This window comes from Microbispora bryophytorum (assembly GCF_006874465.1).
GTDB classification, from domain to species: Bacteria; Actinomycetota; Actinomycetes; order Streptosporangiales; family Streptosporangiaceae; genus Microbispora; species Microbispora bryophytorum.
On sequence record NZ_VIRL01000002.1, the window covers coordinates 305,957 to 320,404 of the forward strand.

A 14,448-nucleotide genomic window follows, 5' to 3' on the forward strand; every position below is an offset into this window, starting at 1 on the left:
CGCGCGACGCCGCGGCCGCCCGCCGGGCGTCAGCGGTAGCTGTGCTCGGGCCTGGGGAAGACGCCGGAGACGACCTCGTCGGCGTACGCGCGGATCGCCCGGTCCATCTCCCCGGCCAGGTCGAAGTACTTCTTCACGAACTTCGCGGGCTGCGGGGTCAGGCCCATCAGGTCCTGCCAGACGAGCACCTGCGCGTCGGTGTGCGGACCTGCTCCGATGCCGATCGTGGGGATGCTCAGCGACGTGGTGACCCGCTGGGCGAGGTCGGCGGGGACGCACTCCAGCACGACGGCGAAGGCGCCCGCGTGCTCCAGCGCCTTGGCGTCGGCCATGAGCTCGTCACCCGCCTGGCCGCGGCCCTGCACCCGATAGCCGCCGAACGCGTTGACCGACTGGGGGGTCAGCCCGAGGTGGGCCATGACCGGGATGCCGGCCGACACGAGCATCTCCACCTGCGGGAGGACCCGGTGGCCGCCCTCCAGCTTGACGGCGTGCGCGCCGGCCTCCTTCATGAAGCGGGCCGCGGTCTCCAGGGCCTGCTGCGGTGAGGCCTGGTAGGAACCGAACGGCAGGTCGGCCACGACCATCGCCCGCGACGAGCCGCGTACGACCGCGGCGGTGAGCGGGATGAGGTCGTCGACCGTGACGGGCAGCGTCGAGTCGTAGCCGTAGACGACCATGGCGGCCGAGTCGCCCACGAGCATCACCGGGATGCCCGCCTCGTCGAACACTCTCGCGGTCATCGCGTCGTACGCCGTCACCATCGGCCACTTCTCGTGGCGCTCCTTGGCCGCCGCGATGTCGCGGACGGTGACCCTGCGTCCCGCGGCCCCGCCGTAGAGGGCGGGCGTGGACACAACGGAAACAGAGGACATGGCTACCTCCTGGCCTCGTGGCGCCCCTGTGGCGTCCCCGGACAGTCAGATCATCGCATGCGGACATGGGCTGGAACACCCCCATACGGGCGCCGTAATCCTGGGCTTCGACCAGTGGGACTAAAGGGACGAACGAGGCGACCCGGGCGCGCGAATGTCGGAGGCACCCGGCACAATGCCGTGCGGAGGTAAGGAACCACAATGGCTTTTGATCGTTACCGGCGGGTGCTCGCCCTGCCGGGCGTGCGGGCGTTGCTGCTGGTCGGCATGATCGCGAGAATTCCCCTCACCGGCACCGGCATGACGCTGACCCTGCACGTGGTGAACGACCAGAAGCTGGGCTTCTTCCAGGCAGGCCTGGTCGGCACCGCCTCCATGGCGGGCGCCGCGATCGGCTCGCCTCTCGTCGGCCGGCTCGTCGACCGGCGCGGGCTGCGGCCGGTGATGGCCGTGACGACCATCGTGCAACTGTGCCTGTGGTGCGCGGCGCCGGCGATGCCGTACGCCGTGCTGCTGCCGGGCGCGCTGATCGGCGGGCTGTTCAGCCAGCCGGTGTTCGGGACCATCCGGCAGTGCGTGGCCGCGATGGTGCCGGCGGAGAACCACCAGACCGGCTTCGCCCTCGACTCGATGGGCGTGGAGTTGTCGTACATGGTCGGCCCGGCCCTCGCCGTCGCGAGCGTGACGGCGTTCGGCAGCACCGCGACGATGTACGGCGTGGCCGCCGGTCTGGCCGGCTCGGGAGTGGCGCTGTACCTGCTCAACCCGCCCACACGGTCGGCCGAGGAGGACGCGGGGCACGAGGGGGCCGTTCCCCGGCGGCAGTGGCTGCGGCCGGGCCTGCTGGCCCTGCTCTTCCTGGTGTCCGGGCTCACCTTCGTGCTCACCACGACCGAGTTGAGCGTCGTGGCGATGCTCAAGGCCGACGGAGCGACCCTCTGGACCGGGCTGGTCCTCGCGCTGTGGTGCGCGTTCTCGCTCGTCGGCGGCTTCGTGTACGGGGCGCTCCCGCGGGGGCTGCCGCCCGTGGCGCTCGCGGGCGGCCTGGCGGTGCTGACCGCGCCCGTGGGCCTGGTCGGCGGGGGCTGGGGCTGGCTGTGCCTGGCGCTGGTGCCGGCCGGGCTGCTGTGCGCCCCGGCGCTGTCGTCCACCGTGGACGCCGTCAACCGGCGCGTCCCGGCGGCGGCGCGGGGTGAGGCGATGGGCCTGCACGGCACGTCGCTGACGATCGGAGGGGCTCTGGCCGGGCCCCTCGCCGGCGGGCTCCTGGACGCCCACGGCCCCGCCTGGGCCTTCGCCGTGTCCGGAGCGGTCGGCGTCGCGCTGGCTCTGCTCGTCGCCCTGGTCAGGCCGGATGCTCCGGGGGCCGTTCTCACCCCGGCCGGATCGAGCACGGCGGCCCTGTCCGCCCCCGCCGCGGACTGAAACCGGGTCACACGGGATTGAATCCCGTCCCGGAGCGGGAATAGAACCGGCCCCCGCGTGGATGTACAAGGGGCGCGCGACTGTCCCCCGGGGGCCGTCGTGCGAGGGGGTGTCCGCCGCCCGCTCCGGGTGGCCGTGCGAGGCGCTGCGAGGTCCCCGTACGCCGGAAGGCGCGGGAATCGGGACGAGCGGAGCGCGGGCCCCACACTTCGGCCGAGCGTCATATTGCCCACTGACCAGCACATACGGCGGCACCGAAGATGATTATGAAACGGTCCCGTTGCGTATCGAAATGACCAACGCTACGCTTGCGTTGCGAAACTCGGTCGTATCGAAATCATGGGGGAAATCCGTGGAAGCTCACACAGGCCACCCACGCCGATGGCAGGTCCTCGGCGTGATGGTGTTCAGCCTGCTGGCCGTCGTCCTCGACAACACCATCCTCAACGTGGCGATCAAGACGATCGCCGATCCCGTCCACGGTTTGGGCGCGACCCAGAGCGAGCTCGAATGGGCGATGAACTCCTACACCCTGGTGTTCGCCGGCCTGCTGTTCACCTTCGGGGTGCTGGGCGACCGCTACGGGCGTAAGCGGATGCTCATGGTCGGCATGGTCCTGTTCGGCCTGGCCTCCCTGGCCAGCGCGTACGCGCAGGACCCGATGCAGCTCATCGCGGCGAGGGCCCTGATGGGCCTCGGCGGCGCCGCCATCATGCCGGCCACGCTGGCGATCATCTCGAACGTCTTCCCGATCCACGAGCGGGGCAAGGCGATCGGCATCTGGGCCGGCGGCGTCGGCATCGCCGTGGCGATCGGCCCGATCACGGGGGGCCTGCTGCTGGAGCACTTCTGGTGGGGCTCGGTCTTCCTCGTCAACGTGCCCATCGTGATCATCGGCCTCGCGCTGATCGCCGGGATCGTGCCCGACTCCAAGGACCCGAACAAGTCCGGTCTCGACCCGGTCGGCGTGCTGCTGTCCATCCTCGGCCTGATCAGCCTCGTCTACGGCATCGTCCGGATCAGCGACCTCGGCACCGTCGCCGACGCCTCGGTCCTCGTGCCGACGCTGCTGGGCCTCGCGATCCTCGCCGCGTTCGTCTGGTACGAAAGCCGGATCGCCCACCCCGCGTTCGACGTGCGCAACTTCCGCAACGCCGGCTTCTCCACCGCGATCGCCACCGTCGGCCTCGTGTTCTTCGCGGCCATGGGCGTGATGTTCTTCCTGGCCTTCTACTGGCAGATCGTCCGGAACTACTCGCCGCTGCAGTCGGGGGCGCTCGTGCTGCCGTTCGCGGCCGCTCAGCTGATCTTCGCGCCGCAGAGCGCGCGCATGGTGCAGAAGTACGGCGCCCGCGCCGTCGGCACGGTGGCCATGCTGGTCATCACGCTGGCCCTGGCGTGCTACGCCTTCGTGCAGGTGGACACCCCGATCTGGATCCTGCTGGCTCTCGGCTTCGTCCAGGGCGCCGCGATGGCCAACATCATGCCCCCGGCGACCACGGCCATCATGAACGCGCTGCCGCGCGAGAAGGCCGGCGTGGGCTCCTCGATGAGCAACGTCGTCCGGCAGGTCGGCGGCACGCTGGGCATCGCCATCCTGGGCGCGATCCTGTCCGCCAGCTACCGCAGCGACATGGAGGGCAAGGTCGCCGCACTGCCGGAGCAGCTCCGCCACGTCGTGACCGAGTCCATCTCGGGCGCGGCCGGCGTCGCCGGCAACCTGGGCGCGCAGGGCGCGAGCCTGCTCGACGCCGCGAACGCCGCGTTCGTCTCGGGCATCCACCTGGCGGCCCTCGGATCGGCCTTCGTCGCCCTCGTCGGCACTCTCGTGGTGGCCCGCTGGATGCCGGGCAAGGCTTCGCCGGACGCCGCGATCACCAAGGCTGAAACCGACAAGGAAGCGGCGGTAGTGTGAACTCGTCATGAAGACGCAGCAGACGGCTGAGGGGGTGGCCCGCCCGGCGGGCCGCCCGCGCAGCGAGAAGGCGGAACGGTCGATCATCGAGGCCACTCTCGAACTGCTCGGCGAGGGCATCGGCGTGTCGGAGCTGTCCATCGAGTCGATCGCCAGCCGCGCCGGTGTCGGGAAGACCACGATCTACCGCAGGTGGTCCAACAAGGAAGACCTGGTGGTGGACGCGCTGGCGACGCTCAAGCCGCCGATCCCGCTGCCGCAGGGCGCGACCGTGCGAGACGACCTGGTGACCTACCTCCGAGTGATCCAGGAGGAGTCCCGCCATCACCGCACCCGCTGCATCATGAACATCGCCATGAGCGACTCGGAGCGGCATCCCCGGCTGGCGGAGCGGTTCCGCGAGCTGGCCGTGGAGCCGCGCAGGGCGGTGGTGTCGGCGGTTCTGCGGCGCGGCATGGAGACCGGGGAACTGCGCGCGGACCTCGACATCGACATGGCGCTGGCGCTCCTCAGCGGGGCGATGATCTGGCTCACGAAGTGGTCCCACGCCGGCGACTCCCAGGCCGACCTTCCCGAGCGGATCGTCGACGAGGCGCTCAAGGGCTTCCGCCCCCGCCCCTCCGAGTCGTGACCCGTCCCTTCACCCCCGAGCCGTGACCTGTCCCTCCGCCCCCGAGCTGTGACCCGGCTCCCCACCCCCGAGCCGCGATGCGGCCCTTCACCTCCGGGCCGTGACCTGGTCCGTGCGGCCGACGGTCGTACGGACCGCGGCGAGGCCGTGCGCGGGCGACGCCCCCGCCCTGGTCGCCGCCGTCGCCGTCGTGCGCTGCGCGCGGAACGGCGCGGAGCATCCTCGGGAGAGCCGGGTACCACTGGCGGGAATGGACGCGAGGGCGGGCGGCCGTTCGCCGACCACGCCGTCTCCTATGACCTCTCCGATATCCCCGTGACCGGTGCCGGACGCCTGCCGGCACCGGTCACGGCTTTCTCGTTCCGGGCCTGCCTGTTCCAGACCCGCGTCGAGCGCATCAGTGGGCCGGTGTCGCAGGTCAGGGGCGGTCCGCGAAGCCTGGCCCCGGCGTGCCGCGACCCTCATGACCCGGAGCGGCGGTGGAGCGGGGAACGACCAGTCCGGTCTCGTACGCCATGACGACGGCCTGGGTCCGGTCGCGCAGGCCGAGCTTGCCCAGCACCCGGCTCACGTGCGTCTTGACCGTCTCCTCGGTGACGGTCAACCGGGTGGCTATCTCGGCGTTGGACAGCCCCTCGGCCACCAGCCGTAGCACCTGCGTCTCACGCGGGGTGAGCGCGGCCGGGACGGCGGGCTCGGGCGTCGGCCGGAATCGGGCGAACTCGGCGATGAGGCGGCGGGTGATCGAGGGGGCCAGCAGCGCGTCGCCCGCCGCCACGACGCGGACCGCGTCGAAGAGACGCTCGGCGGTGACGTCCTTGAGTAGGAAGCCGCCGGCTCCGGCGCGCAGCGCGTCGTAGACGTACTCGTCCAGGTCGAAGGTCGTCAGGATGAGGACCCGTGTTCCGGAACCGGTGAGCCGTCGGGTGGCCTCGATGCCGTCCATGACCGGCATGCGGATGTCCATGACGACGACGTCGGGGCGCAGCTCTCGGCATGTCCGGACCGCCTGCGCCCCGTCTGACGCGGTCGCGACGACGACGAAGTCCTGCTGGCTGCCCAGCAGTTCGGCGAAGCCGGTGCGGACGACCAGATGGTCGTCGGCCACCACGACGCGGATCGGCGTCACGCCGGTCACGGGTGCCCTCCCTCAGGGGAGGCGGGTGCGACAGGGCCACCACGGCAGGCAGGACCATCAGGGTACGCAGGACTGTCAGGGTGCGCAGGACTGCCAGGGGCGCCGCAAGCCGGGGAACCCTCGGCACCCGGGAGGCGGGGGAGGCGCGCCTCCACGATGAATCCGCCGCCGGCCGCGGAGCCGATGCGGAGTTCGCCGCCGACGGCGGCGGCCCGTTCCCGCATCCCGGCCAATCCGTGGCCGGGTAATCCGTGTTCGGCCGATTCGTGTTCGGTGAACGCGCGATCGGTCATGCCGTCGTGCACGCGCGCGTCTCTGGATGGGCCGGCTCCGCCGGGCACGACGGCGCCGCCCGGAATGCCCATGTCGTCGGACCCGCAGGTGCCGGTCGTCGTGCCGGAGGAGAGCGGAACGCCGGGGCCGTTGTCCCGTACGCGAAGCCGCAGAGCGTCGCGGGTGTAGTGCAGCTCCACGTCGACGGCGGCGCCCGGCGCGTGCCGCCGGGCGTTGGTGAGCGCCTCCTGGATGATTCGGTAGGCGGCGAGCTCGACGCCGGGATCGAGCACGGCCGGGTAACCGCTGAGAACGAGGCGCACGGCTGTTCCCGCGGCGTCGCGCGCCTCGTCGAGCAGCGCGTTCAGCTCGGCCAGCCGCAGGCCGGGCTGCGGGCGCAGATCCGCAGCCCGTTTCCTGTCGTCCTCGCGGAGCACGCCGAGCAGGCGCCGCATCTCGGTCAGCGCCGCACGGGCGGTGTCGCCGATCGCCCGCAGCCGCTCCGCCCCGGCGGACGGCATGCCCGGTACGGCGACACGGGCCGTCTCCGCCTGTACGGCGACCATGGAGATGTGGTGGGCGACCACGTCGTGCAGTTCCCGGGCGATGCGCGCCCGCTCGCCGCGCGCGGTGTGTTCCAGCAGGGTGCCGGCGATGACCTGCCGGGCGGCCAGGTTGTCCGCGGCCTCACCTCTGGCCCGCCGGGCGACTCCGGCCAGGGCCGCCGCCGGGGCGATGCACGCAAGCAGCAGGACGAGGACGCGCGTCTCGCCCTCAGCGGGAACGAGCATCTCCACCCCTCGGGGTGGGGTCCAGCCGGGCAGGCCGAGCAGCGCCGCCACGACGTACGGTACGGCGAGTAAGGGGCCGAGCCACCGCGCTCCGGTGAGACCGAGCCGGTAGAGGCAGACCACCACGATGGCCGCGCCTGCGATGGTGAGCGTCCGGAAGGCCGTGAACGACAGCAGGCCCGCGACGCCGACGGCCACGGCGGCGGTGGCGGGCTGGGTCCGCAGGAACACGACCGGCACCGTGGTGGCCAGGGCGAGCAGGCCGAACGCGACCAGACGCAGCGAGGCTCCGGCGGGATCGCCCCCCGGGCCGGTGAGCGGCGTGAGCGCGGTGCCCGTGCCCGTGCCGGTACCTGTGCCCATTGGGATGCCCGGAGCGCTCGATGCCATGCCCACCGGTGTGCTCACGCCGTGCCCGAACAAGGGCGGCGCGGTCGCGCCGCGGGCGTGCGCGACCGCTTCGGCCAGCGCGAGCAGGGCGGCGAGCACTCCCAGCGCGACGGGCGCGTACGAGGCCCGGAAGGCAGGTGTCCGCGCGCGAAGCGTCCACCCCTGTCTGTCTCTCCGGTCGTCCGCGCGCTCCACGGGAGGAGATTGTCCCAGGCATTCCCTTTCCGGACATCCCTCACAGGAGGGATGGAAGGTCCCTCACGTCGGGGAGAGCGAAGATCGCTCCCCACCGTGACGCCGCGCGTTCCCGCCGCCGCCTAACCTGCCGGGCATGCGAGCGGCCATCGAAGTAATCGGACTGCGCAAGCGCTACGGCCGCACCGTGGCGCTGGACGGGATGTCCTTCACCGTGCTCCCGGGCCGGGTCACCGGTTTCGTCGGGCCCAACGGCGCGGGCAAGTCCACCACGATGCGGGTGATCCTCGGCCTCGACGCGGCCGACGAGGGCTCCGCGCTGATCGGCGGCCGGCCGTACCGGAGCCTGCGGGCTCCTCTGTGCCAGGTCGGCGCCCTGCTGGACGCCGCCGCGTTGCAGCCGTCCCGTACGGCGCGCAACCACCTGCTGTGGCTGGCCCACTCCCAGGGGCTGGGCGCGCGGCGGGTCGACGAGGTGATCGAGCAGGTCGGGCTGGGGGCCGTGGCGCGGCGCAGGGCGGGCGGGTTCTCGCTCGGCATGCGGCAGCGTCTCGGCATCGCCGCCGCGCTGCTCGGGGATCCGCCCGTCCTCCTGCTGGACGAGCCGGTCAACGGCCTCGACCCGGAGGGCGTCGTGTGGATCCGCGGCCTGCTGCGGTCACTGGCCGCCGAGGGACGCGCGGTGCTGGTGTCCAGCCACCTGATGAGCGAGATGCAGGACATGGCCGACCACCTCGTGGTGGCGGGCCGGGGGCGGGTTGTAGAAGACACGAGCGTCGCCGACCTGATCGCCGCCGCCTCCGACGGGCGGGTCACGCTGCGCACGACCGCGCGTACGGAGGCGATGGAGGCCCTGGCCCGCGCCGGCGCCACGGTGGCCGTCCAGGACCGCGACACGCTCACCGTCTCGGGGCTGGAGGCCGGGCGGATCGTCGCCCTGCTCGGTGCGAACGACGTGCCGTTCTCGGAGGTGGCCGCGCACCGGGCGTCGCTGGAGGAGGCGTACATGGAGCTGACCAGGGACGCGGTCGAGTTCCGCGCCACGACCCCGCGAGACGGGACGGCGACCTCATGACGGACCCCTCGACGGCCATGACAGACCCCACGACGGGCGGGCGCGACGGCTTTCCGCACCTGGTCCGTGCTGAATGGACCAAGTTCAGGACCGTACGCGGCTGGGTGGCCGGTATGACCCTCGCCGTGGTGCTCGTCGTGGCGCTGGGGCTGCTGTCCGCGGCGGGCAGCCACGCCTCCTGCGGCATGGGCGGCGTCGAGACCGCCTGCACGCTCACGACCGGGCCGGGCGGTGAGGCCGTGAGCGACCGCTTCTTCTTTGTCCACCGCCGGTTGGACGGCGACGGCTCGATCACCGTGCGGGTGGACTCCATGACCGGGCAGATCCGGCTTCCCGACGCCAGCCCGGGGGTGCGCAACGTCGTGGCAGGAGTCGTGCCGTGGGCGAAGGCCGGGATCATGGTCAAGGACGGCGTCCGGGAGGGCGCGTCGTACGCCGCGGTGATGGTCACCGCCCGGCACGGGGTGCGGATGCAGCACGACTTCACCGAGGACGTCGCGGGCGGGTCAGGCGGCGTCTCGCCGGGGTCGCCGCGCTGGCTGCGGCTGACTCGGTCGGGCGGCACCTTGACCGGCTACGAGTCGGTGGACGGCAGGCGGTGGACCGTGGTCGGCACGGCCCGTCCGGCCCATCTGCCGGCCACGGTGGAGGCCGGCATGTTCGTGGCATCCCCGGGCGACCTGACGGTGAGCAGAGGGGATCTGGGCGGCGCCTCCGTCCAGGTCCGGTTCACCGAGGCGACCGCCGTCCTCGACCAGGTCCGGGTGGAGGGCCGGGCGGGCGGCACGTGGAGCCATGACGACGTCGGCGTGGCGTACGAGGCCGACGGCAGGACGCCCCACCACCCGGGCCGGTTCACCGAGTCCGGCGGAGCGTTCGCGATCACCGGGGTAGGCGACGTCGCGCCGAGCGTAGACGGCGTGCGGGTCGAGAGCACGCTCTCCGGCCTGGTCGCCGGGCTGGTCGCGGTGATCGTCGTGGCGGTGCTGTTCGTCAGCGCGGAACACCGGCGGGGCCTGTTCCGCACCACTGCGCTGGCGGCACCACGGCGGGGCCGGGCCTTCGCGGCCAAGGCCGTGGTCGTCGGCGCGGTGGCCTTCGCCGCCGGCCTGACCGCCGCCGCCCTCACCGTTCCCCTCGGCGCACGCGTCCTGCGGGCGAACGGCAACGCCGTCCTCCCGGTGAGCACGTTCACCGAGCTGCGGGTCGTGGCCGGTGTCGCGGCACTGACGGCCGCCGTCGCGGTCCTCGCCCTCGCCTGCGGCGCACTGGTGCGCCGGGGCGCGGCAGCGGTCACCGTGGTGGCCGGGCTGGTCGTGGTGCCGCACATCCTCGCGACCGCATCCGTTCTGCCCCTGAGCGTGGCGCGGTGGCTGCTGCGGCTCACTCCGGCGGCCGGGTTCGCGGTGCAGCAGAGCGTTCCGGAGTACGCCCAGGTGCTCGGCTACTACAGCCCCCAGGGCGGCTACTATCCGCTGCCGCCCCTCGCCGGGCTCGCCGTGCTCTGCGGCTATGCCGCACTCGCCGCCGTACTGGCCGCCGTACGCATCCGCAAGGGGGACGCGTGAGACGCGAGCTTCGCGCGGAGTGGACCAAGGCGCGCACCGCACCGGGCACGGCGTGGCTACTGTCGGCCGTCGTCGTGCTCAGCGCCGCCGCGAGCGCCGCCGTGGCCGCGACCGTCTCCTGTACGGCGGGGGGCTGCGACCAGGACGTCCCCCGGCTCGGCCTCGCCGGGATCCAGGCGGGCCAGGCGGCCGTGGCCGTCCTGGCCGTGTTCGCGGTCACCGGCGAGTACGGCACCGGCATGATCGCGACGACGTTCGCGGCGATGCCGCGCCGGGGCCGGGTTCTGGCCGCGAAGGCCGCCGTCCTCACCGGCCTGACGCTGGCCGCCGGGACGGTCGCGGTGCTCGCGTCCGTGCTGGCGGCGCGGCTCATCCTGCCGGGCAACGGGTTCACGGCCGCCGGCGGCCACCCGCCGCCGTCCCTGGCCGACGGCCCGACGCTGGGCGCGGCGGCCGGCACGGTGCTCTACCTCGCGCTGATCGCCCTGTTCAGCCTCGGCGCCGCCACCGCCGTGCGGGACTCCGCGACCGCGGCCGGCGTGGTGTGCGGCGTGCTGTACGTGCTGCCGCTCATCCCGCGCATGGTCGCCGACCCGGGCTGGCGGCGGCTGCTCTGGCAGGCCACGCCGGCGAACGCCGGGCTCGCGGTCCAGACGACCACGCACCTGGACGACCTTCCGCTCGGCCCGTGGGAGGGCCTCGGCGTGGCGGCCGCCTGGGCCGCCGCGGCGTTGCTCGGCGCCTGGTTGCTGGTCCGCACGCGCGACGTGCGGGCCTAGAGGCGCTCGCGCCACCGGGTGGTGATGGGCAGGCGGCGGTCGCGGCCGAAGTTCTTGGGCGTGATCTTCGGACCCGGCGGGTACTGACGGCGCTTGTACTCGGCCAGGTCCACCAGCCGGATGATCTGTGTAACCAGCTCGGGGTCGTGACCGGCCGCGACCAGCTCGTCGCGGCCCATGTCCCGCTCGACGTAGTCGCGCAGCAGCCGGTCGAGCACCTCGTACGGCGGGAGCGAGTCGGTGTCGCGCTGGTCGGGCCGCAGCTCCGCGCTCGGCTCCTTGGTGATCGAGTTCTCCGGGATCGGGGGCTGTCCCGGCTGGGCGTTGCGCCACTCCGCGAGCTTCCAGACCACGCTCTTGAGCACGTCCTTGATCGGGGCGAACCCGCCCGCCGAGTCGCCGTACAGCGTGGAGTAGCCGGTGGCCAGCTCGCTCTTGTTGCCGGTGGTCAGCACCAGGTGGCCGTGCTCGTTCGACAGGCTCATCAGCAGCATGCCGCGCACGCGTGCCTGCAGGTTCTCGGCCGCCAGGCCGTGCAGCTCGATCTCCTTCTCGAACCCCGCGACGATGTCGGCGATCGGCACCATCTGAGAGTTGATCCCCTGGCGGCGCACCAGTTCCTCCGCGTCGGTGATGGAGTGGTCCGAGGAGTAACGCGAGGGCATCAGCACCACGTGGACCCGCTCTGCCCCGACGGCGTCGGCGGCGATCGTGGCGACGAGGGCGGAGTCGATGCCGCCGGACAGACCGAGGATGACCGAGCGGAAGCCGTTCTTGCGCACGTAGTCGCGCACGCCGAGCACGAGCGCGTGGTAGATCTCGGCCAGGTCGTCCAGCCGCCCGGCGACGACCGGCGCCTCCGGCTCGTACGGCTCGACCGGCGCGGCCGACAGCAGCACCCGCTCGACCGTGATGACCGTGCCGTCGTGCGCCTCATGGCGCGACTCGCCCAGCTCGCCCGCGCCCTCCGGGAGCTCCAGGTCGGTGACGAGCAGGTCCTCCTCGAACTGCGGCGCGCGGGCGACCAGTTCCCCGGAGGCGTCCACGATGAGCGAGTCGCCGTCGAAGACCAGTTCGTCCTGACCGCCGACCATGTTCACGTACGCGAGCGCGCAGCCCGCCTCGCGGGCTCGCCGCGCGCACAGCTCCAGCCGCACGTCGTCCTTGTTCGTCTCGTACGGCGAGCCGTTGGGGACGACGAGCAGGCCGGCGCCGGCCTCGGCGACCACCGAGACGGGACCGCCGTCCTGCCACAGGTCCTCGCACACGGCCACGGCGACGTCCACGCCGTGCAGGCGGAAGATCGGCAGGCGGTCGCCGCGCACGAAGTAGCGGTACTCGTCGAACACCCCGTAGTTCGGCAGGTGGTGCTTGGCCGACTTCGTCACCACCTGGCCCTCGTGGAGCAGCGCGACCGCGTCGAGCGGGGCGCCCTTGGGCTGTCCCACGCGCGGGGCGAGGTCGGCCCGGTCGAGGTAGCCCACCACGACGGGGAGGTCGCCGAGGCCCTCGTCGGCGAGCCGCGTGGCCGCCTTCGACAGCGCCGTGACCGACGCCTCCGCGAACGACGACCGGAGCACCAGGTCCTCGGCGGGGTAGCCGGTCAGGAACATCTCGGGGAACACCACGAGGTGCGCGCCGCGCTCGGCGGCCCTGCGGGTCCACTCGACGAGCATGTCGGCGTTGCCGGCGATGTCACCGACGACCGGATTGGTCTGGGCGAGAGCGATACGCAGTTGAGCCACGGTCCCACCCTAAAGTGTCCGATTCGTTGTCGTCAAAGCGACGATAAGGGTCGGGTGTCGGGCGACCCGGGGCTGACCAGCCCTCTTTCGTACGCCAGGACCACGAGCTGGGCGCGGTCGACCAGGCCGAGGCCGCGCAGCAGCGCCGTGACCTCGTCGGCGACCTCCTGCTCCGGCACGGCGAGCGTCATCGCGATCTGCCGGTTGGTGAGACCCCGGGCGACGAGCTTGATCAGGTCGATGTCGGAGTCGGACAGGCCTTCCGGCGCCGCCGGGTCGCGCCGCCCGGCGAAGGCCGCGATCAGGTGTGTGGTGACCGCGGGGTCGAGCAGCGCGTCGCCCGCGACGGCCGCGCGGACCGCCGCGATGAGCTGCTCGGGTGCGGAGGTCTTCAGCACGAAGCCGCTCACTCCCGCCCGCAGCGCGGCGTAGAGGTTCGCGTCGGTGCCGAAGGTGGTCATCATGATCACCCTCGGTGGCGCCTCCCCGGCGAGGATCCGCCGGGCCGCCGCCAGGCCGTCCAGTCGCGGCATCTGGATGTCCATGAGCACCACGTCGGGCCGCGCCGACTGGACGAGCGCGATCGCCTGCTCGCCGTTCTCCGCCTCGCCGACGAGTTCGAGCCCCGGCTCGCTGTCGAGGATGACCTTGAGACCGGTGCGCACCAGTGCCTGGTCGTCGGCGATCAGCACGCGCAGGACCGCCCCTCCCGGCCCGGACGGCCCGCCGGCGGCACGATCGGGGGCGGCGGGATCGGGGACGTCCAGATGCTCGGACTGCACGAGAATGTCCTGCTCCAGCCGCTGCAGGGCGGGGCCGAGGTCGAGCCCGAGTTCGTCGCGCAGCGTCTCGCGGGCCCGGCGCAGCGCGCCGAGCGCGTCACCCTGCCGCCCGGCGCGGTAGAGCGCGAGCGCCAGCAACCGCCAGGCCTCCTCCCGCAGCGGGTGTGCCGACGCGTGCGCCTCCAGGTCGGGGATCACCGGACCGGTACGGCCCAGCCGCAGCGCGGCGTCCGCGCGGCGCTCCACGGCGAGCAGGCGAAGCCCGTCCAGCCGCGTGGCCTCGGTCTGCGCCCAGGCCAGCTCCTGGAAGCCGGCGAGTGCGGGCCCGCGCCACAGGGCGAGGGCCGTCTCCATCCGCTCCAGCGTCACGGCCGGGCCCTCGTGGTCGCTCTTGACCAGGTGCTCGAAGTGCCAGGAGTCCACGTCCTGGACGGCCGCCCGCAGGGCGTAGCCGGGCGGCGCCGACACCAGGACGCCGGCCTCCTCGCGCGGCGCGCGGTTCGGTTCGAGCGCCCGGCGCAGCCGGGAGACGTACCCCTGGATCGTGGACAACGCCTGGGCGGGCGGCTCGCCGGGCCACAGCTCGTCGATCAGCACGCTCACCGGTACGGCGCGCCCTCCGGCCACGAGCAACCGGGCGAGCACGGCCTGTTGCCGCTGGCCGCCCAGGTCGAGCGTCTCCCCGTTGGAAATCGCCCCGAACGGCCCAAGAGCACGAAAAGTCACCATCGCACGGTAAGCGTAGAGGCAGTGTCCTTCCCGGACGTGCCGAGCGCCTCTCGGTTGGGTCACGAGGCGGGGCGGGCGCGAACCGCCATGATTCCCGGCGAGCAGCGCCGGATCGCCCACCCTGCCGTAGAGGATTC

The 14,448-nt window shown here is 72.8% G+C and carries 12 protein-coding genes; 6 read left to right on the forward strand and 6 right to left on the reverse strand.

Annotated elements, in window-relative coordinates; all coding sequences use genetic code 11:
• Positions 1 to 29: 29 nt before the first annotated feature.
• Positions 30 to 875: a 3-methyl-2-oxobutanoate hydroxymethyltransferase gene (gene panB, locus FLX07_RS05695; RefSeq protein ID WP_142568376.1), complete on the reverse strand. Its 846-nt coding sequence runs from the start codon at positions 873 to 875 to the stop codon at positions 30 to 32.
• 201 nt (positions 876 to 1,076) lie between these two features.
• Here panB and FLX07_RS05700 point away from each other — a divergent pair, with 201 nt between their 5' ends.
• From FLX07_RS05700 to FLX07_RS05710, 3 genes are all read left to right on the forward strand, one after another.
• A complete protein-coding gene (locus FLX07_RS05700) occupies positions 1,077 to 2,300 on the forward strand; it encodes an MFS transporter (RefSeq protein ID WP_142568377.1) in 1,224 nt (407 codons plus the stop codon).
• A 352-nt stretch (positions 2,301 to 2,652) separates the two neighbouring features.
• Complete coding sequence (locus FLX07_RS05705; RefSeq protein WP_142568378.1) at positions 2,653 to 4,215, forward strand: MFS transporter; 1,563 nt, start codon at positions 2,653 to 2,655, stop codon at positions 4,213 to 4,215.
• A gap of 7 nt (positions 4,216 to 4,222) precedes the next feature.
• Positions 4,223 to 4,846: a TetR/AcrR family transcriptional regulator gene (locus FLX07_RS05710; protein WP_142568379.1), complete on the forward strand. Its 624-nt coding sequence runs from the start codon at positions 4,223 to 4,225 to the stop codon at positions 4,844 to 4,846.
• 87 nt (positions 4,847 to 4,933) lie between these two features.
• On the opposite strand, the gene FLX07_RS05715 is transcribed toward FLX07_RS05710, so the two are convergent.
• The 3 genes from FLX07_RS05715 to FLX07_RS05725 all read right to left on the reverse strand — a co-directional run bounded on the left by FLX07_RS05715 (position 4,934) and on the right by FLX07_RS05725 (position 7,633).
• Positions 4,934 to 5,131, reverse strand: coding sequence for a hypothetical protein (locus FLX07_RS05715; RefSeq protein ID WP_142568380.1), 198 nt, complete (start codon positions 5,129 to 5,131; stop codon positions 4,934 to 4,936).
• Between the two features lie 133 nt (positions 5,132 to 5,264).
• Positions 5,265 to 5,975 (reverse strand): response regulator, encoded by a 711-nt coding sequence (locus FLX07_RS05720; protein ID WP_167748147.1) that lies wholly within the window; start codon positions 5,973 to 5,975, stop codon positions 5,265 to 5,267.
• A 5-nt stretch (positions 5,976 to 5,980) separates the two neighbouring features.
• Entirely contained in the window at positions 5,981 to 7,633 is a 1,653-nt protein-coding gene (locus FLX07_RS05725) for a sensor histidine kinase (RefSeq protein ID WP_142568382.1), read from the reverse strand.
• A 136-nt stretch (positions 7,634 to 7,769) separates the two neighbouring features.
• Between FLX07_RS05725 and FLX07_RS05730 the strand changes: the two genes are divergently transcribed.
• From FLX07_RS05730 to FLX07_RS05740, 3 genes are read left to right on the forward strand one after another with little or no spacing between them, the layout of a single operon-like run.
• Positions 7,770 to 8,708, forward strand: a complete 939-nt coding sequence (locus FLX07_RS05730) for an ABC transporter ATP-binding protein (protein WP_142568383.1) — start codon at positions 7,770 to 7,772, stop codon at positions 8,706 to 8,708.
• A gap of 17 nt (positions 8,709 to 8,725) precedes the next feature.
• Positions 8,726 to 10,276, forward strand: a complete 1,551-nt coding sequence (locus tag FLX07_RS05735; RefSeq protein ID WP_142568384.1) for a DUF1349 domain-containing protein — start codon at positions 8,726 to 8,728, stop codon at positions 10,274 to 10,276.
• Positions 10,273 to 11,055 (forward strand): ABC transporter permease subunit, encoded by a 783-nt coding sequence (locus tag FLX07_RS05740; protein WP_142568385.1) that lies wholly within the window; start codon positions 10,273 to 10,275, stop codon positions 11,053 to 11,055. Before FLX07_RS05735 ends, FLX07_RS05740 begins: the two co-directional genes overlap by 4 nt.
• On the opposite strand, the gene FLX07_RS05745 is transcribed toward FLX07_RS05740, so the two are convergent.
• Both FLX07_RS05745 and FLX07_RS38680 read right to left on the reverse strand, forming a co-directional pair.
• Positions 11,052 to 12,800 carry an NAD+ synthase gene (locus FLX07_RS05745; RefSeq protein ID WP_142568386.1) on the reverse strand — a complete coding sequence of 583 codons (1,749 nt, stop codon included), beginning with the start codon at positions 12,798 to 12,800 and terminating at the stop codon, positions 11,052 to 11,054. The two genes, FLX07_RS05740 and FLX07_RS05745, sit on opposite strands and share 4 nt — an antisense overlap.
• 32 nt (positions 12,801 to 12,832) lie before the next feature.
• Complete coding sequence (locus FLX07_RS38680; protein ID WP_142568387.1) at positions 12,833 to 14,311, reverse strand: BTAD domain-containing putative transcriptional regulator; 1,479 nt, start codon at positions 14,309 to 14,311, stop codon at positions 12,833 to 12,835.
• Positions 14,312 to 14,448: the final 137 nt, after the last annotated feature.